The sequence below is a fragment of the Streptomyces sp. 7-21 genome, from assembly GCF_016741785.1.
Taxonomy (GTDB): Bacteria; Actinomycetota; Actinomycetes; order Streptomycetales; family Streptomycetaceae; genus Streptomyces.
In genome coordinates, this window is sequence record NZ_JAERRL010000001.1 from 262,758 (window position 1) to 280,642 (window position 17,885).

General features: G+C 72.6%; 16 protein-coding genes and 1 tRNA gene. 16 read left to right on the forward strand and 1 reads right to left on the reverse strand.

The window, feature by feature from the left end; genetic code table 11:
* The first annotated feature begins 84 nt into the window (after positions 1 to 84).
* Both JK356_RS01265 and JK356_RS01270 read left to right on the forward strand, forming a co-directional pair.
* Positions 85 to 255: an AlpA family transcriptional regulator gene (locus JK356_RS01265; protein ID WP_201865720.1), complete on the forward strand. Its 171-nt coding sequence runs from the start codon at positions 85 to 87 to the stop codon at positions 253 to 255.
* On the forward strand, positions 252 to 1,718 hold the full coding sequence (locus JK356_RS01270) for a tyrosine-type recombinase/integrase (protein ID WP_374100580.1): 1,467 nt from the start codon (positions 252 to 254) through the stop codon (positions 1,716 to 1,718). Before JK356_RS01265 ends, JK356_RS01270 begins: the two co-directional genes overlap by 4 nt.
* A gap of 173 nt (positions 1,719 to 1,891) precedes the next feature.
* On the opposite strand, the gene JK356_RS01275 is transcribed toward JK356_RS01270, so the two are convergent.
* A tRNA-Arg gene (locus tag JK356_RS01275) sits at positions 1,892 to 1,963 on the reverse strand.
* A gap of 114 nt (positions 1,964 to 2,077) precedes the next feature.
* On the opposite strand from JK356_RS01275, the gene JK356_RS01280 reads away from it, so the two are divergent.
* From JK356_RS01280 to JK356_RS01345, 14 genes are all read left to right on the forward strand, one after another.
* The gene (locus JK356_RS01280; RefSeq protein WP_201865560.1) at positions 2,078 to 2,518 is read left to right on the forward strand and encodes a response regulator; all 441 of its coding nucleotides are present in this window, start codon (positions 2,078 to 2,080) and stop codon (positions 2,516 to 2,518) included.
* Positions 2,515 to 3,348, forward strand: a complete 834-nt coding sequence (locus JK356_RS01285; RefSeq protein WP_201865561.1) for an arginine--tRNA ligase — start codon at positions 2,515 to 2,517, stop codon at positions 3,346 to 3,348. Before JK356_RS01280 ends, JK356_RS01285 begins: the two co-directional genes overlap by 4 nt.
* A gap of 27 nt (positions 3,349 to 3,375) precedes the next feature.
* Positions 3,376 to 4,767, forward strand: coding sequence for a diaminopimelate decarboxylase (gene lysA / locus JK356_RS01290; protein WP_201865562.1), 1,392 nt, complete (start codon positions 3,376 to 3,378; stop codon positions 4,765 to 4,767).
* An 84-nt stretch (positions 4,768 to 4,851) separates the two neighbouring features.
* Positions 4,852 to 6,153, forward strand: coding sequence for a homoserine dehydrogenase (locus JK356_RS01295; RefSeq protein WP_201865563.1), 1,302 nt, complete (start codon positions 4,852 to 4,854; stop codon positions 6,151 to 6,153).
* Positions 6,154 to 6,290: 137 nt separating this feature from the next.
* Positions 6,291 to 7,391, forward strand: coding sequence for a threonine synthase (thrC, locus tag JK356_RS01300; RefSeq protein WP_201865564.1), 1,101 nt, complete (start codon positions 6,291 to 6,293; stop codon positions 7,389 to 7,391).
* 216 nt (positions 7,392 to 7,607) lie between these two features.
* Positions 7,608 to 8,534: a homoserine kinase gene (thrB, locus tag JK356_RS01305; protein WP_201865565.1), complete on the forward strand. Its 927-nt coding sequence runs from the start codon at positions 7,608 to 7,610 to the stop codon at positions 8,532 to 8,534.
* A gap of 419 nt (positions 8,535 to 8,953) precedes the next feature.
* On the forward strand, positions 8,954 to 11,017 hold the full coding sequence (gene rho, locus JK356_RS01310) for a transcription termination factor Rho (protein WP_201865566.1): 2,064 nt from the start codon (positions 8,954 to 8,956) through the stop codon (positions 11,015 to 11,017).
* Positions 11,018 to 11,154: 137 nt separating this feature from the next.
* The gene (locus tag JK356_RS01315) at positions 11,155 to 12,216 is read left to right on the forward strand and encodes an LCP family protein (RefSeq protein ID WP_201865567.1); all 1,062 of its coding nucleotides are present in this window, start codon (positions 11,155 to 11,157) and stop codon (positions 12,214 to 12,216) included.
* 147 nt (positions 12,217 to 12,363) lie between these two features.
* Positions 12,364 to 12,588: a 50S ribosomal protein L31 gene (gene rpmE, locus JK356_RS01320; protein ID WP_201865568.1), complete on the forward strand. Its 225-nt coding sequence runs from the start codon at positions 12,364 to 12,366 to the stop codon at positions 12,586 to 12,588.
* Between the two features lie 126 nt (positions 12,589 to 12,714).
* Positions 12,715 to 13,785 (forward strand): peptide chain release factor 1, encoded by a 1,071-nt coding sequence (prfA, locus tag JK356_RS01325; protein ID WP_201865569.1) that lies wholly within the window; start codon positions 12,715 to 12,717, stop codon positions 13,783 to 13,785.
* A 32-nt stretch (positions 13,786 to 13,817) separates the two neighbouring features.
* Positions 13,818 to 14,717: a peptide chain release factor N(5)-glutamine methyltransferase gene (gene prmC / locus JK356_RS01330; RefSeq protein ID WP_201865722.1), complete on the forward strand. Its 900-nt coding sequence runs from the start codon at positions 13,818 to 13,820 to the stop codon at positions 14,715 to 14,717.
* A gap of 46 nt (positions 14,718 to 14,763) precedes the next feature.
* Positions 14,764 to 15,411: an L-threonylcarbamoyladenylate synthase gene (locus JK356_RS01335; RefSeq protein WP_201865570.1), complete on the forward strand. Its 648-nt coding sequence runs from the start codon at positions 14,764 to 14,766 to the stop codon at positions 15,409 to 15,411.
* 50 nt (positions 15,412 to 15,461) lie between these two features.
* The gene (locus tag JK356_RS01340; RefSeq protein ID WP_201865723.1) at positions 15,462 to 16,139 is read left to right on the forward strand and encodes a protein-tyrosine-phosphatase; all 678 of its coding nucleotides are present in this window, start codon (positions 15,462 to 15,464) and stop codon (positions 16,137 to 16,139) included.
* Between the two features lie 121 nt (positions 16,140 to 16,260).
* Positions 16,261 to 17,775: an MraY family glycosyltransferase gene (locus JK356_RS01345; RefSeq protein WP_201865571.1), complete on the forward strand. Its 1,515-nt coding sequence runs from the start codon at positions 16,261 to 16,263 to the stop codon at positions 17,773 to 17,775.
* The last annotated feature ends 110 nt before the right edge of the window (positions 17,776 to 17,885 follow it).

The window sequence follows — 17,885 nt, forward strand, 5'->3', positions numbered from 1 at the left end:
ACCCCCGAACCCCCAGTGTCCGACTGTCCGGTCTTCCCAGCATCGACGGCCGGCAAGGGAGGAACTGACGTGGCCCGAGACGAAATGCTCACCATCTCCCAAGTCATCACGGAGATCGGCGTTCCTCGCGCGACGTTCTATCGCTGGCGTCAGCTTCGGAAGGGACCGAAGTCCATCAAGCTCCCGAACGGGGCGGTACGCATCCGCCGTTCGGAACTGGAACGCTGGATTGAAAGCCTGGAGGAAACGGCGTGACCCGCCGCGCTGTCGGCCAGGATTCGGGCGCCCGTCGCATCGGGCGCCCGGTCCCGAAACCTGAAGAACTCAACCTCTCCACCGATGTCCGGGTCTGGAAGGTGGGCAAGGTCAAGAGCAAGAAAGCGCCCCATCAGTTGCGGTGGAAGGTCGCGGGAAAGGTCCACACCGCGAGTTTCACCACCGTAGCTCTCGCGGAAAGCCGCCGCTCCGAACTCTGGCAGGCCATGCGGAGGGGAGAAGCATTCGACATCGCCACCGGGTTGCCCGAGTCCGAACTCCGAGCCGCCGCGGAAAAGGAACGGGCGAGCACGAAGCGGGATCCGTCCTGGTGGGAATTCTGCCGGGAATACATGGTGTCCCGATGGCGCACGTCGGCAGGCAAGACCAGGGAGAGCATCGCGGACAGCCTTGCCACCGTCGCGCTTGCCATGAGGGAGGCCGGCCCGAAGGCGCCGAGCCCCGAGGAGACACGCCTGGCGCTTCGGTGGGCCTGCGTGCCTGCGCACAGGGGAGAGGAGCCGCCACCGGAGCTGAAAGCCTCGTGTGCATGGCTGGAGACGCGTTCGCTCCCTCTCTCGGCTCTCACAGACCCTCGCGTCCTTCGGGACGTCCAGTACCGCCTCTCGTTCAAGCTGGACGGAGAACCGGCCGCAGGAGACACCGTGAGACGGCGCCGCCGCGGGCTCAATACCGCCATGGAATACGCCGTCGAAGCGGGCTACCTGGAAGAGAACCCGCTCACCCGCCTGAAGAAAAGCGCGACCAGAGGAGACGACACGGTCGATCCGCGCGTCCTGGTCAATCAGGTGCAGGGGGAACAGCTTCTCGTCGCGGTCTCGTACGTCGGCTCCATTCACCGCAACCGCGGTCGGCGACTGACGGCATTCTTCGGCTGCATGCTTCACGGTGCCCTCCGGCCGGCGGAAGCCGTCGGACTGCGGGAGGAGGACTGTTATCTCCCCGAGAAGGGGTGGGGAACCCTGACTCTTCGCGAAACGCGCCCGGTTTCTGGGAAGAAGTGGACGGATTCCGGGGAGCGGCACGATGTCCGCGGCCTGAAAGCCCGGGAGGCCAACCGGGACCGTCCGGTGCCCATCCCACCCCTGCTCGTCAGGATGCTCCGCGAGCACATCAAAGAATTCGGCACCGCCGAGGACGGCAGGCTCTTCGCCAACGAGCGCGGGGGAGTCCTGGGGACTTCCAGTTACTGGCGGGTCTGGCAGGAGGCCCGGCTGATCGCGCTGCCGCCCGACCGGGTGGCCTCTCCGCTCGCCCAACGGCCGTACGACCTGCGGCACGCGTGCATCACGAACTGGCTGAACGCCGGGGTGCCCGTCGCCGAGGTGGCTCGCCGTGCAGGCAACTCACCGGAGGTGATCCTCCGCCGCTACGCGGGCTGCATCGACGGGCATGAGGAGCTGAACAACCGGAAGATCGAGAAAGCCATGGGATGGGGCTGACGTCCGGGACGAAGCAGGGGAGGGGGAGCCGACAGCACGATCGCTCACGCGCCACTCACGCGTGAACCGTGATCAGCAGCACGAAAGAGCGGGACCCAGTGAGACTGGGTCCCGCTCTCTCATGTCGGCATTCGCCCTGGTCAGAGCCTAGTTTTTGCTGGCTGACCGGCGAGTGCCCCCGGCAGGATTCGAACCTGCGCACACGGCTCCGGAGGCCGTTGCTCTATCCCCTGAGCTACGGGGGCGCGACGGGAAGAACATTACCAGCTCGGCGGACGGGGTTGAGACCGGGTGCCCGAACGGGGACCGGATCCGTAAAACGCCGGACACGGGAGGCGGGGCGCGCCTAGGCTGGCGCTGTGCCAGGCACCGCGGGCCGGGTCCTCGTCGTCGACGACAGCCAGGTCATCCGGCAGTTGATCACGGTCAACCTCGAACTCGACGGCTTCGAGGTCATGACCGCCGCCGACGGCGCCGAGTGCCTGGAGGTCGTCCACCGGTTCAAGCCCGACGTGATCACCCTCGACGTCGTCATGCCGCGCCTGGACGGTCCCCGGACCGCCACCCGGCTGCGGCTCGACCCGCGCACCCGGCACGTCCCCGTGATGCTGGTGACCGCGGCCTTCGCCGGACGGCTGGACCTGCCCGGCGGGATCGACGCGGTGCTGCCCAAGCCGTTCGAGCCCGACCGGCTCGTGCAGCTCGTGCGCAAGCTGCGGCGCGAGGGGCGGCGGCACACCGTTCAGCTGGTGAAATCGCTCGCAAACCGGGGCCGGGTCTCTCGTACGCTTGCTCCGTGACCCCCTCCCAGCTGTCCGACGCCGTGCTGCGCGCCGCGCGCGGTGCCGCCGAGGACGGCGAGCTCGGCCAGGCGGGCCCCGACGCGGTGCCCGCCCGCTTCCCCCTGCGCCGGCCCCCGCACGACGGCGGGGACGGCGGCGCCGCCGGGGAGCGGTGGGCCACCGGCATCGCCCTGAAGCTCGCCGGACCGGCGGGCATGGACGCCCGGCGCGTGGCCGAGGTGCTGCGTGCCCGGCTGCGCGCGCTGCCCGGCGTGCGCGGCGTGGAGATCGGCGGCCCCGGCTTCCTCACGGTCACCCTGCCCGAGGAGGCGGCGAACGACCTGATCAGCGCGCTCCTCGCCCGGCCGCGTCCCGTCCCGCACCCCGAGGACACCGCCCGGGACATCGCCCGCTGGGCCGCCGCGACCGGATGGCGGCCGGACGACCCGCGCCTGCTTATACAGCGGGAGCCGGACAACCCCCTGTTCCTGGTGCGCTACGCCCACGCCCGCGCCCGCGCCGTCGAACGGGGCGCGGCCGCCCTCGGCGTGCGCCCCGAGCCCGGCGCTGGTGCCGGCGGCAGCGCCTACGGCTACCCCTACCGGTCGGAGCGGGCGCTCCTGGCTGCCCTCGGGGAGAGCGACGGGGGCCGCGAGGCCGTCCCCAGTGTCCTGACCGCCGTCGGCGACGCCCTGCTGGAGACGGAGCGGGAGCGCCCTGCGCTGCCGTGCGGTGACGAGAAACCCCAGGCCGCCCACCGCGCCCGGCTGGCCCTCGCCCAGGCCGCCGGGACGGTGCTCGCCGGCGGCCTGCACCGGCTGGGCGTCTGTGCCCCTGAGCTGCTGTAACACCCCGCGACGCCGAAGAGAGCCACCATGAGCCGTTCCGCCCACCCCGCCGGGCCCCGTCACGCCGACGTGCTGCCCGAGGGCCACTACAGCCCGCCGCCCGCCGACCTGAACCACCTCGACCCCCGCATCTGGTCCGGCACCGTCAGCCGCGGCCCGGACGACGTCGTCACCGTCGGCGGAGTCGACGTGCGTGACCTCGCCGAGCGCCACGGCACGCCGCTGTACGTGCTGGACGAGGCCGACTTCCGCGCGCGCTGCCGCGCCTGGCGCGAGGCGTTCGGCCCGGACGCCGACGTCTACTACGCGGGCAAGGCGTTCCTGTGCCGCGCCGTCGTCCGCTGGCTGCGGGAGGAGGGCCTCAGCCTGGACGTGTGCACCGGCGGTGAGCTGGCCGTCGCGCTCGGCGCGGGCATGCCGCCCGAGCGGATCGCCCTGCACGGCAACAACAAGTCGGCCGACGAGATCGAGCGGGCCGTAGCGGCGGGCGTCGGCCGCATCGTGCTGGACTCCTTCCAGGAGATCGACCGGGTGGCCGCCACCGCCGCCCGCCACGGCGTCAGGCAGCCGGTGCAGATCCGCGTGACCGTGGGTGTGGAGGCGCACACGCACGAGTTCATCGCCACCGCGCACGAGGACCAGAAGTTCGGCCTGGCGCTCGCGGACGGCACCGCCGCGCGGGCCGTGCGCCAGGTGCTCGCCCAGCCGTCGCTGGAGCTCACCGGGCTGCACTCCCACATCGGCTCGCAGATCTTCGACCTCGCCGGCTTCGAGGTCTCCGCCCGCCGCCTCGTCAGCCTGCTGGCGGCCGTGCGGGACGAGCACGGCACCGAGCTGCCCGAGATCGACCTCGGCGGCGGCCTGGGCATCGCCTACACCGCCAGCGACGACCCGGCCGAGCCGCACCAGATCGCCAAGACGCTGCGGGAGATCGTCGCCCGCGAGTGCGAGGCAGCCGGGCTGGCGGTGCCGCGCCTGTCCGTGGAGCCGGGCCGCGCCATCGCCGGGCCGACGACGTTCACGCTGTACGAGGTGGGCACCGTCAAGCCGCTGGCGGGCCTGCGGACGTACGTCAGCGTCGACGGCGGCATGTCCGACAACATCCGGACGGCCCTGTACGACGCCGAGTACTCGGTGGCCCTGGTCTCCCGGGCCTCGGCCGCGCCGCCGATGCTCAGCCGGGTCGTCGGCCGGCACTGCGAGAGCGGTGACATCGTGGTGCGCGACGCCTACCTGCCGTCCGACACCGCCCCCGGCGACCTGATCGCCGTGCCCGCCACCGGCGCCTACTGCCGCTCCATGGCGAGCAACTACAACCACACGCCGCGGCCGCCGGTGATCGCCGTCCGCGACGGGGAGTCGCGAGTGCTGGTGCGCCGGGAGACCGAGGAGGACCTGCTGCGGCTCGACGTCGGCTGAGTCCGCATACTGAACGGACGGCGGGCGCCAGGGCGTCCGTACGTGAGACTACAAACCCCACGGATGACTGAAAGGCGAGGACGTATGGTGCGCGCTCGTCCCCTGAAGGTGGCGCTGCTGGGCTGCGGTGTGGTCGGCTCCCAGGTGGCCCGCCTGATGACGGCGCACGCCGGCGACCTCGCCGCGCGCGTCGGCGCCCCGGTGGAGCTGGCCGGGGTGGCCGTGCGCCGCCCCGACCGGGTCCGCGAGGGCATTGACCCGGCGCTGGTCACCACCGACGCCGAGGGCCTGGTGACGCGGGGCGACATCGACGTGGTCGTGGAGATGATCGGCGGCATCGAGCCCGCGAAGACGCTGATCGAGGCCGCCTTCGCCCACGGCGCCAGCGTCGTCACGGCCAACAAGGCGCTGCTGGCCCAGGACGGCCCGGCGCTGCACGAGGCCGCCGAGAAGCACGGTGCCGACCTCTATTACGAGGCCGCCGTCGCGGGCGCCATCCCGCTGCTGCGCCCGCTGCGGGAGTCCCTGGCGGGCGACACGGTCAACCGCGTCCTCGGCATCGTCAACGGCACGACCAACTTCATCCTGGACCGGATGGAGTCCACCGGCTCCGGCTACGGCGAGGCGCTGGAGGAGGCCAGCGCGCTGGGCTACGCCGAGGCCGACCCGACCGCCGACGTCGAGGGCTTCGACGCCGCTGCCAAGGCCGCGATCCTGGCGGGCATCGCCTTCCACACCCGGGTCCGCCTGGATGAGGTGCACCGCGAGGGCATTACGGAGATCACCGCCGGTGACATCGCGTGCGCCCGCGACACGGGGCGGACGGTGAAGCTGCTGGCGATCTGCGAGCGCGCCGCCGACGGCCGGTCGGTCACCGCCCGCGTGCACCCGGCGATGATCCCGCTCAGCCACCCGCTGGCCTCGGTCCGGGGCGCCTACAACGCCGTGTTCGTCGAGGCGGACGCAGCCGGGCAGCTGATGTTCTACGGCCCCGGCGCGGGCGGCGTGCCCACCGCCTCGGCGGTGCTGGGCGACCTGGTGGCGGTGTGCCGGCACAAACGCGACGGCTCGCGCGGGCCGGGGGAGTCGGCCTACGCCCAGCTGCCGGTCAGCCCGATGGGGGACGTCGTCACCCGCTACCACATCAGCCTGGACGTGGCGGACAAGCCGGGCGTGCTGGCGCAGTGCGCCACGGTCTTCGCCGACCACGGCGTGTCCATCGACAGCGTGCGCCAGTCCGTCAAGGACGGCGAGGCGTCGCTCGTCGTGGTCACCCACCGCGCCACCGACGCGGCGCTCAGCGCGACGGTGGAGGCGCTGCGGCGCCTGGAGACGGTGCACGGCGTGGCCAGCATCATGCGGGTCGAGGGCGAGTACGGGCAGTGACCGGGCGGTAGGGCGGTGCGGCGGGCGCCGGCCGGGGAGACCGGAGGGCGGGCCGCGGCGGCGAGCGGGGACAATGGCCGGTATATGGCCGGTATGGGGACCATGGGGACCGAGGGGTACCAGGAGAAATCATGGGCATGACCGAATCGGGCGCACGACCGGGCGGCGCGGGGGCGCCCGTCACCCACCAGTGGCGCGGGCTCATCGAGGAGTACCGTGACCGGCTGCCGGTGACGGACGACACGCCCGTGGTGACGCTGCGTGAGGGTGGCACGCCCCTCGTGCTGGCCCAGGAGGTCTCCGAGCGCACCGGCTGCGAGGTGTACCTCAAGGTCGAGGGTGCCAATCCGACCGGCTCCTTCAAGGACCGGGGCATGACGCTGGCCATCTCGCGCGCCAAGCAGGACGGCGCGCAGGCCGTGATCTGCGCGTCCACGGGCAACACCTCCGCCTCGGCCGCGGCCTACGCGGTGCGCGCGGGGATGGTCTGCGCGGTGCTGGTGCCGGAGGGCAAGATCGCGCTCGGCAAGATGGGGCAGGCCCTGGTCCACGGCTCGCGCATCCTCCAGGTCGACGGGAACTTCGACGACTGCCTGACGCTGGCGCGCGGCCTGTCGGAGAAGTACCCGGTGGCGCTGGTCAACTCGGTCAACCCGATCCGCATCGAGGGCCAGAAGACGGCCGCGTTCGAGATCGTGGACATGCTCGGCGACGCCCCCGACATCCACGTGCTGCCGGTGGGGAACGCGGGCAACATCACCGCCTACTGGAAGGGGTACACCGAGTACGCCGCCAGCGGGCCGGCGACCCGCACGCCCCGCATGTGGGGGTACCAGGCGTCCGGCGCCGCACCGATCGTGCGCGGCGAGCCGGTGAAGGACCCGACGACGATCGCCACCGCGATCCGCATCGGCAACCCCGCCTCGTGGGCGCTGGCCGAGCGCGCCCGGGACGAGTCCGGCGGGCACATCGACGAGGTGACTGACCGTCAGATCCTCGCGGCCTACCGGCTGCTGGCGGCCCGTGAGGGCGTCTTCGTCGAGCCGGCGTCCGCCGCCTCGGTGGCCGGGCTGCTCAAGGCCGCCGAGCAGGGGCAGCTCGACCCGGGTCAGCGCGTGGTCTGCACGGTCACCGGCAACGGCCTGAAGGACCCGGACTGGGCGGTGGCGGGCGCGCCCCGGCCGGTGACGGTCCCGGTCGACGCCGACGCCGCGGCGGCGAAGCTGGGCCTGGCCTGACCGCACTGCCTGACCAGACCGCTGACCGTGCTGCCTGACCGTACTGGCGGAATTTCGCCCATACCGACACCGGTCCGCCCTGTATCGCGTCAGAACCTTCCTTCGATAGGCTGGTATTCGTTCCCCGTGGTGGGCGCGGGTTGACCGACGACGACCACCGCACCGCGAGCCCGGCGGGGACGTGCCGCACATCTCACCAAGGAGAGTCATCGAGCGATGGCCCATCCCGCCTTCCGCGCCGCCGCCGTCCGGGTCCGGACACCCGCGACCAGCGCCAATCTGGGCCCCGGCTTCGACGCCCTGGGCCTGGCTCTGGGGCTGTACGACGACGTGGTCGTCCGGGTGGCCGACGAGGGGCTCCACGTCGACCTGGCGGGGGAGGGCGCGGACACGCTGCCGCGGGATGAGGAGAATCTGCTGGTCCGCAGCCTGCGGGCGGGGTTCGACGCGCTCGGCGGGCAGCCCAGGGGCCTGGAGGTGGTCTGCGCCAACCGCATCCCGCACGGCCGGGGCCTGGGCTCATCGTCCGCCGCGATCTGCGCGGGCCTGGTGGCGGCGCGGGCGGTGACCACGGGGGGTGAGGCGCGGCTGAGCGACGCCGCGCTGCTGGAGCTGGCCGCGGAGCTGGAGGGGCACCCGGACAACGTGGCGGCGTGCCTGCTGGGCGGGTTCACCGTGGCCTGGAGCGACACGGGCGCGGTGCGGGCCGTGCGGCTGGACCCGGCGCCGTCGATCGTGCCGGTGGTGTTCGTGCCGGCCAGCCCGGTCTCGACGCAGACGGCGCGCGGGCTGCTGCCGCGCACCGTGCCGCACGCCGACGCGGCGGCGAACGCGGGCCGTGCCGCGCTGCTGGTGGAGGCGCTGTCGCGCCGCCCTGAGCTGCTGCTTCCGGCCACCGAGGACCGGCTGCACCAGGAGTACCGGGCCCCGGCGATGCCGGAGAGCGCCGACCTGGTCGCGCGGCTGCGGGCGGACGGGGTGGCCGCCGTGATCTCCGGCGCGGGCCCGACGGTGCTGGCGCTGGCGGCGGACGGCGAGGCCGACAAGGTCGCCAGGCTGGCGGGAGAGGGGTGGACGGCCAACCAGCTGGAACTGGACACCACGGGGACGTGCGTGCTCCCGCTGACGGGGGCCGCTGAATGAGCCACCGGTCACCCGCGGCCCCTGGGGGAAAACATCGAGGGGAAGGCGGGTGAATGAACGACGAGAGGGGGAATGAGGGCAGTATCCGGTAGTGTTAACCTCAAGTCTGCACGTACCGGCCCGGTGGGGCCTGGTACTCCAGGTGCCCATTCTGGGACCGATTCTTCCGGGAGCCTCCTCTCATCTGCCTGAGCAGCCTGCCTGGTAGCGCCGAGCACGCTCCGGAATGGTGCGGCGATGCGCGGGCCGTACCCGCGATAGGCCGGACCACTGAGAATCACCTTCAAATGATCTTCCGCCGCTAGACAGCGGGCGGATTACCGCACCGGCAGGTCCGAACGGACATCGGGCCGCAGCCGGACAGCACGACCGGTCGCCGAGCCAGACAGGCCGACGTCCGCTCCAGGGAAGGACCCTTCGTGAGCGACACCACCGATCTGATGGGCGTGAGTGCCGACAGCGCCGACAAGACTGCCGGTGATGCCACCCCGTCTGCCACGGAAGCCCCCGCCGCCAGCGCCGCGCCGCGGCGTCGGCGCTCCGGTACCGGCCTCGAGGGCATGGTTCTGGCTGAGCTTCAGCAGATCGCCTCCGCGCTGGGGATCAGGGGGACCGCGCGCATGCGCAAGAGCCAGCTGATCGAGGTCATCAAGGAGAAGCAGGCCGCCGGCGGCGGTGCCTCCTCCGCCGAGGCGGCGAACGGCGCGCAGCAAGCGGAGAAGCCGAAGCGCCGGGCCACCTCGCGGGCCAGGACCGGTGAGGACAGCGCCGCCCAGCAGCAGATCGACATCCCCGGTCAGGCGGAGTCCGCCGCGGGCAAGGGCGGGGACCGGGCCGGCGCGAAGGCGGCGTCCGGGCCGTCCGGGCCGTCCGAGACCGCCGCCAAGGCCGAGCCCGCCGGGGACAAGGGCGGCAAGGCTGCTGCCAAGTCCGCTGCCAAGTCCGATGACGCCGCGTCTGACGCCAAGGCTGACGCCGGCAAGGGGGACTCCGGGAAGGCTGAGGCAGCCAAGGGTGACGGCGGCAAGGCCGAGGGCCAGCAGAACCAGGGCCAGAACCAGCAGGGCGGCCAGGGGGGCAAGGACAGGTCCGAGGGCGGTCAGCAGGGCGGCAAGAGCGACAAGTCCGACGGCGGCCAGGAGCGCCAGTCCAAGCGCGAGCGCAACCGCGGCAAGGGCGGCAAGGGCGACGGCCAGAACCAGGGCCAGGGCGGCGGCCAGGGCCAGGGCGGCCGGGGTGATGACTTCGAGGGCGGCCGCCGGGGCCGCCGGAGCCGGTACCGCGACCGCCGGGGCCGCCGCAACCGCGACGACCTCGCCGAGCCGCAGATCGCCGAGGACGACGTCCTGATCCCCGTCGCGGGCATCCTCGACATCCTCGACAACTACGCCTTCGTGCGCACCTCCGGCTACCTGCCGGGACCGAACGACGTCTACGTCTCCCTCGCCCAGGTCCGCAAGAACGGCCTGCGCAAGGGTGACCACGTCACCGGCGCCGTGCGGCAGCCCAAGGAGGGCGAGCGGCGCGAGAAGTTCAACGCGCTGGTGCGGCTCGACTCGGTCAACGGCATGCCGCCCGAGGCCAGCCGGTCCCGGCCCGAGTTCACCAAGCTGACGCCGCTGTACCCGCAGGAGCGGCTGCGGCTGGAGACCGACCCGGGGAACCTGACGGGCCGGATCATCGACCTGATCTCCCCGATCGGCAAGGGACAGCGCGGTCTGATCGTGTCCCCGCCCAAGGCGGGCAAGACCATGATCATGCAGTCGATCGCCAACTCGATCACGCGCAACAACCCCGAGTGCCACCTGATGGTCGTGCTCGTCGACGAGCGGCCCGAAGAGGTCACGGACATGCAGCGCTCGGTCAAGGGCGAGGTCATCTCCTCGACGTTCGACCGGCCGTCCGAGGACCACACCACGGTCGCCGAGCTCGCCATCGAGCGGGCCAAGCGCCTGGTGGAGCTGGGGCACGACGTGGTCGTGCTGCTCGACGGCATCACCCGTCTGGGCCGCGCCTACAACCTGGCGGCGCCCGCCTCCGGCCGGATCCTCTCCGGTGGTGTCGACTCGGCTGCGCTGTACCCGCCGAAGAAGTTCTTCGGCGCCGCGCGGAACATCGAGGACGGCGGCTCCCTGACGGTCCTGGCCACCGCGCTCGTCGAGACGGGCTCGCGGATGGACGAGGTGATCTTCGAGGAGTTCAAGGGCACCGGCAACATGGAGCTGAAGCTCGACCGGAAGCTCGCGGAGAAGCGGATCTTCCCCGCGGTGGACGTCGACGCCTCCAGCACCCGCCGCGAGGAGATCCTCATGGGCGGCGAGGAGCTGTCCATCGTCTGGAAGCTCCGCCGCGTGCTGCACGCCCTGGACCAGCAGCAGGCCATCGAGCTGCTGCTGGACCGGATGAAGAAGACCAAGTCCAACGCGGAGTTCCTGCTCCAGATCCAGAAGACGACGCCGACGCCGGGCAACGGCAACGACTGACCCCGCACCGCAGCCCGCCGTCACACCGGGGCGCCCGCCGGCCACCAGGCCAGCGGGCGCCCCGTGCGCGGTGCGGCGGCGCCGGCCCGCCCCGCTCCCGGCAGGCGTCATCCGGCATATCAGGGCAAAATGGGTGAATGACCCGGATACGTCCCCGTCGCCGTCGTCTGCTCTGGGCCGCCGCGGTCGCCGTCCTCTCCGTGGTGCTGCTGGCCGCGACCGGCGCCGTGATCCTCTACCACCGGCTTGACGGCAACATCGCGCACGTGGACATCAACGCCGCCCTCGGCGGCGACCGCCCCGAGGACAGCCCCAACGGCTCGCAGGACATCCTCGTGCTCGGCTCCGACGCCCGCCCCGGCGCCGGCGGCGCCCACGGCAGCCCCTCGGGCGAGGCCCGCGCCGACACCGCCATGATCGTCCACCTCAACGAGGACCGCGACGGCGCGACCCTGGTCTCCATCCCCCGGGACACGCTCGTCCCCCGCCCCGCCTGCCAGCGCCCGGACGGCACCACCGCGCCGCCCGCCCGGGCCGCGATGTTCAACGAGGCCTACGCCATCGGCGGCCCCGCCTGCGCGGTCAAGACCGTGGAACGGTTCACCGGCGTACGGATCGACCACTACATCGAGATCGACTTCCAGGGCTTCGAGAAGCTCATCGACACCCTCGGCGGCGTCGACATCACCACCCGTGAGCCCATCGACGACGCCGACAGCCACCTCAGCCTCCCCGCCGGCAGCCACACCCTCGACGGCGAGCAGGCGCTCGCCCTGGTCCGCACCCGGAAGGCCATCGGCGACGGCAGCGACCTGGGCCGCATCGGGCTCCAGCACGAGTTCCTGCGGGCACTCGCCGAGCAGATCGGCAGCATCGGCCTGCTCGCCGATCCCAAGCGGCTCTACGATCTCGCCGCCGCCGCCACCTCCGCCGTCACCACCGACTCCCAGCTGGCGTCCGTCAGCGCCCTGACCGCCCTCGGCCGCACCCTCCACACCATCGGCCCCGACAACATGCGCATGCTGACCGTGCCCGTGCGCTACGACCCGGCCGACGGCAACCGCGTCCTGCCGCTGGAGCCGCAGTGCGCGCAGGTCTGGCACGCCCTGCGGCGCGACGAGCCCGTGCCCGCCTCGGCCACCAGGGGCTCCGCCGCCGAGGAGGAGGGCACCCCCGGCGTCGTCACACGCGCCCGCTGAACCGCGCCGCGCGCGGGGAATACCGGGGAACCCGGGACCGTTTTGGAGGGCGAGCACCAGTGCTGGCACACTGGTGCGCTGGCTCCGGTTCACGGCACGCATCCGGCGATGCCGACCCGGCGGCTCCGCGATCCAAGGAGTAACACCGTGAAGCGCGACATTCACCCCGAGTACGTCGTGACCCAGGTGAGCTGCACCTGCGGCGCCTCGTTCACCACTCGCAGCACCGTCACCGAGGGCAGCATCCGCGCTGACATCTGCTCCGAGTGCCACCCCTTCTACACCGGCAAGCAGAAGATCCTCGACACCGGTGGCCGCGTGGCCCGCTTCGAGGCCCGCTTCGGCAAGAACGCCGGCTCGACCCGGAAGTAGCGACGCGCGGGGCGCCGGACCTCGGCCGTGCCGTTCCAGGCTTGTGTCCTGGGCGCGCAGCGGCGGGGACCGGCGCTTTTCGCGTCCCCCTCCGACTTCTCCGCTAGCGTCCCAGGAGCACCCACCATGTTCGAGGCGGTCGAGGAACTCATCGGCGAGCACGCCGACCTCGAACGGCGGCTGGCCGACCCGGCCGTGCACGCCGACCAGGCCACCGCGCGAAAGCTCAGCCGGCGCTACGCCGAACTGACCGGCGTCGTCACCGCCTACCGTGCCTGGCGCCAGAACGCGGAGGACATCGAGGCGGCACGCGAACTCGCCGCCGAAGACGCCGAGTTCGCTGGCGAGCTCAAGGAGCTCCAGGCCCGCCACGAGCGCCTCACCGACGAGCTGCGGCTGCTGCTCGTCCCGCGCGACCCCAACGACGCTAAGGACGTCATCCTGGAGATCAAGGCGGGCGAGGGCGGCGAGGAGTCCGCGCTCTTCGCCGGCGACCTGCTGCGCATGTACCTGCGCTACGCCGAGCGCTCCGGCTGGCAGACCGAGATCATCGACAGCAACCCCTCCGACCTCGGCGGCTACAAGGACGTCTCCGTGGCGATCAAGTCCCGGGGCACGCCCCGCCCCGGCCAGGGCGTGTGGGCCCGGATGAAGTTCGAAGGCGGCGTCCACCGCGTGCAGCGCGTCCCCGCCACCGAGTCGCAGGGCCGCATCCACACCTCCGCCGCGGGCGTGCTCGTGCTGCCCGAGGCCGAGGAGGTCGAGGTCGAGATCAACCCCAGCGACCTGCGCGTGGACGTCTACCGCTCCTCCGGCCCCGGCGGCCAGTCCGTGAACACCACCGACTCCGCCGTGCGCATCACCCACCTGCCCACCGGCATCGTCGTCTCCTGCCAGAACGAGAAGAGCCAGCTCCAGAACCGGGAGCAGGCGATGCGGATCCTGCGCGCCCGGCTGCTCGCCGCCGCCCAGGAAGAGGCCGACCGCGAGGCGTCCGACGCCCGCCGCAGCCAGGTGCGCACCGTGGACCGCTCCGAGCGGGTGCGGACCTACAACTTCCCCGAGAACCGCATCTCCGACCACCGGGTCGGCTACAAGGCGTACAACCTGGACCAGGTGCTCGACGGCGAGCTCGACGCCGTCATCCAGGCGTGTGTGGACGCCGATTCGGCCGCCAGGCTGGCGGCGGCGCACTGAGCCGGAAGGACCGTAAGGTGGGCCCTGTGACTGTGCCATCCCGGTCCCCGTCGTCCCCGCGCCCGTCGTCCCGCCGGTCGCTGCTGCTCGCCGAGGTGGCCCGGGCCACCCAGCGGCTGGCCGACGCCGGCGTGCCCTCACCGCGCTACGACGCGGAGGAGCTGGCTGCGTTCGTGCACGGCACGGACCGCTCCCGGCTCCACACCGTCGCGGACGCCGACTTCGACGCCCGCTACTGGGAGGCCGTCGCGCGCCGCGAGGCCCGCGAGCCGCTCCAGCACATCACCGGGCGCGCCTACTTCCGCTACCTGGAACTCGCGGTAGGCCCGGGCGTGTTCGTCCCCCGGCCGGAGACCGAATCGGTCGTCGGCTGGGCGATAGACGCGGTGCGCGCCATGGACGTGGCCGAGCCGCTCATCGTCGACCTGTGCACGGGCTCCGGCGCCATCGCGCTCGCCCTGGCACAGGAGGTGCCGCGCGCCACCGTGCACGCCGTGGAGCTGGACGAGCGCGCCCTGGAGTGGGCCAGGAAGAACGCCGAGCGCGTCCCGGAGGCCAGCCGCGTCACGCTCCACCAGGGCGACGCGCGCACCGCCCTGCCGGAACTGACCGGCCAGGTCGACCTGGTGATCTCCAACCCCCCGTACATCCCCCTCACGGAGTGGGAGCACGTCGCCCCCGAGGCCCGTGAGTACGACCCCGGCATCGCGCTGTTCTCCGGCGAGGACGGCCTGGACGTCATCCGGGGCCTGGAGCGCGCGGCCCACCGGCTGCTGCGCCCCGGGGGACTGGTCGTCATCGAGCACGCCGACACCCAGGGCGGCCAGGTCCCCTGGATCTTCACCGAGGACCGCGGCTGGGCCGACGCCGCGGACCACCCGGATCTCAACAACCGGCCCCGCTTCGCCACCGCCCGCCGGGTCGCGCGGTAACGCGCCGGCGGCGCAAGCAGAGGCTCATCGAGGAGGACGTTCCACCATGGCACGGCGATACGACTGCGCGGAGGAAGCGGACCGCAGGCACGGCCTGCGGGAGGCGGCGGCTGCCGTCCGCCGGGGCGACCTGGTCGTGCTTCCCACCGACACCGTGTACGGCATCGGCGCCGACGCGTTCAACAAGACGGCCGTGGGCGATCTGCTCCAGGCCAAGGGACGCGGACGCGGCATGCCCTCCCCGGTGCTCGTCGGCTCCCCCAACACCCTCCACGGCCTGGTCACCGGCTTCCCGGAGAAGGCGTGGGAGCTGGTCGACGCCTTCTGGCCGGGCGCGCTCACGCTCGTCGCCCGCCACCAGCCGTCCCTGACCTGGGACCTGGGCGAGACCCGCGGCACCGTCGCCGTCCGCATGCCGCTGCACCCGGTGGCGCTCGAACTGCTCAAGGACGTCGGCCCGATGGCCGTCTCCAGCGCCAACCTCACCGGCCGCCCCGCCCCCCAGGACTGCGCCGCCGCCCGCGAGATGCTCGGCGACGCGGTCGCCGTCTACCTCGACGGCGGGCCCACGCCCGATGCCGTGCCGTCCGCGATCGTCGACGTCACCGGCGCCACTCCGAAGCTGCTGCGCGCCGGTGCCGTCAGCGAGGACGAGCTGCGCAAGGTTGTCCCCGACCTGGAGATCCCCCATTGACGGCGCCGTTGGACACCTCCGCCGACACCCACATACCCGGCCTGGCCGGCATGCGTGAGCCGCACGGCCTGCCGGCGACGCCGCACCGCGTCCCGGCCCCCCGCGCGCCCCAGGCGCCCGTCTTCCGGATCCTGTACGTCAGCACCGGCAACGTCTGCCGCTCGCCGATGACCGAGCGGCTGACGCGGCAGGCACTGCGGCAGCGGCTCGGCGACCAGGAACCGGGCGGCGGCCTCATCGTGGAGAGCGCGGGCACCTGGGGCCACGAGGGCGCGCCCATGGAGGAGCACGCCGCGCAGGTGCTGGCCGAGTTCGGCGCCGACCCGCACGGCTTCCACGGCAGAGAGCTGCTGGACGAGCACGTCATCGAGGCCGACCTGGTGCTGACCGCGACCCGCGAACACCGCGCCCAGGTCATCTCGATGGGCCACTCGGCCGGGCTGCGCACGTTCACGCTCAAGGAGTTCACCCGGCTGGTCGGCGCCATCGACGCGGCGACCCTGCCCGCGCCGCGCCCCGCGCCGGGCGGCCTGGTGGAGCGCGCCCGCGCGCTGGCCAGGGCGGCGGCGGCGCTGCGCGGCTGGCTGCTGGCGCCCAGCGCCGAGGCGGACGAGGTACCCGATCCGTACGGGGCGCCGATACCGTACTTCCGGTCCATCGGCGAGGAGATCCGCACCGCGCTGGACCCGGTGATCACCGCGCTCACCGGTGTGCCCGCGGGACGGTAACGCGCCCGCCGCCGCGCTGGCTTAGCCTTGGGGCCAACGGCACCGGGGCCGTCACCGCCGCACCGGGCGCGGGCATGAGAAGGTGTTGCGCGGTAGACCAGCGAGACCTCTGGGGCAGCTTGTGCGGGAATACCTGTTGACGCTCTGCGCCGCCGCGGCCGTGACCTATCTGCTGACCGGGCCGGTGCGGAAGTTCGCCATCGCGATCGGCGCCATGCCCCCGATCCGCGCGCGGGACGTGCACCGGGAGCCCACGCCCCGCCTCGGCGGGATCGCGATGTTCGGCGGGCTGTGTGCGGGGCTGCTGGTCGCCTCGCAGCTCACCAACGTCAGCGAGGTGTTCCGGCTCTCCGACGAGCCGCGGGCGCTGCTGACGGCCGCCGGGCTGATCTGGTTCATCGGCGTGCTGGACGACAAGTGGGGCGTGGACGCCCTGGTCAAGCTGGGCCTCCAGATGATCGCGGCGGGCGTCATGGTGCTCCAGGGCCTGACGATCCTGTGGCTGCCCATCCCCACCGTCGGCATGGTCGCCGTCACCCCGTTGCAGGGCACGCTGCTGACGGTCGCGATCGTCGTCATCACCATCAACGCGGTGAACTTCATCGACGGGCTCGACGGCCTGGCGGCCGGCATGGTCGGGATCGCGGCGGCGGCGTTCTTCCTGTACGCGTACCGCATCTGGTACGGCTACGGCATCGAGGCCGCCGCGCCGGCCACGCTGTTCTCGGCGGTGCTGGTGGGCATGTGCGTGGGCTTCCTGCCGCACAACATGAACCCCGCCCGGATCTTCATGGGCGACTCGGGGTCGATGCTGCTCGGCCTGGTGCTGGCGGCGGGCGCCGTGTCCATCACCGGGCAGGTCGACCCGGACGCCATGGCGCTGTTCGCCGGGTCGGAGCGGGCCGGTGTCGTCGAGATGGTGCCGGTGTACATCCCGCTGCTGCTGCCGCTGATGATCATCGCGGTGCCGTTCGTCGACCTGGTGATGGCGATCGTCCGCCGCACCTGGAACGGCCGGTCGCCGTTCAGCGCGGACCGCGGCCACCTGCACCACCGGCTGCTGGAGATCGGGCACTCGCAGAGCCGCGCCGTGCTCATCATGTACTTCTGGTCGGCGCTCATCGCCTTCGGCACCGTCGGCTTCTCGGTGCGCTCCGGGTACGGCGCCGCCTGGCTGGTGCCGGTGGTGGTCGTCCTCAGCGCGGTGGGGCTGGTGATCCTGCTGATGCCGGCGTTCACGGCCCGCCGGGTGGCCTGGGCGGAGCGCCTGCTGCCGCCGCGCTACCGGCTGCGGCGCCGCCGCCTGGCCGGCCGGGCCTTCCGGAGGAACGCCGGGACCGGCGGCGGTGACGGCGGTGACGGCGGAGCCGAGGGGGCAGACGACCAGGTTGACCAGGACAGCACGGACGGCACGGACGGCGGCGAGGGCGGCGGCGGGGCCGGGCAGCCGCGGCGGGAGGCGGCCGGCCCGGCACCCGGGCCAGGGGAGCCCGGGCCGGGACAGCCCGGCACAGCGCCCGGTCCGGCGCCCGGCACGGCGCAGCGCCTGGGTACCGGCCGCAGGCCGCACGGGGCGACGGCGGTGGGCAGCCGGCACCGGTTCGCCCCCCGGCGCAAGATCGATACACGGTCGTAAGAAAGGCGCCGCGGCAGCCTCCTCTACCAGGCAAAGCGCTGTTCGTCAGCACGCAACGCCGAAAGATCACCCACTCGTGTGAGTTCCTCCACACGGTCGAGGTAAAGACC

Excerpts from the sequence above, each read along its gene's own strand:
- JK356_RS01265 (WP_201865720.1), top strand. The coding sequence starts at position 85 with ATGCTCACCATCTCCCAAGTCATCACGGAGATCGGCGTTCCTCGCGCG.
- lysA (WP_201865562.1), top strand. The coding sequence starts at position 3,376 with ATGAGCCGTTCCGCCCACCCCGCCGGGCCCCGTCACGCCGACGTGCTG.
- JK356_RS01295 (WP_201865563.1), top strand. The coding sequence starts at position 4,852 with ATGGTGCGCGCTCGTCCCCTGAAGGTGGCGCTGCTGGGCTGCGGTGTG.
- thrC (WP_201865564.1), top strand. The coding sequence starts at position 6,291 with ATGACCGAATCGGGCGCACGACCGGGCGGCGCGGGGGCGCCCGTCACC.
- thrB (WP_201865565.1), top strand. The coding sequence starts at position 7,608 with ATGGCCCATCCCGCCTTCCGCGCCGCCGCCGTCCGGGTCCGGACACCC.
- JK356_RS01315 (WP_201865567.1), top strand. The coding sequence starts at position 11,155 with ATGACCCGGATACGTCCCCGTCGCCGTCGTCTGCTCTGGGCCGCCGCG.
- prfA (WP_201865569.1), top strand. The coding sequence starts at position 12,715 with ATGTTCGAGGCGGTCGAGGAACTCATCGGCGAGCACGCCGACCTCGAA.
- JK356_RS01335 (WP_201865570.1), top strand. The coding sequence starts at position 14,764 with ATGGCACGGCGATACGACTGCGCGGAGGAAGCGGACCGCAGGCACGGC.
- JK356_RS01340 (WP_201865723.1), top strand. The coding sequence starts at position 15,462 with ATGCGTGAGCCGCACGGCCTGCCGGCGACGCCGCACCGCGTCCCGGCC.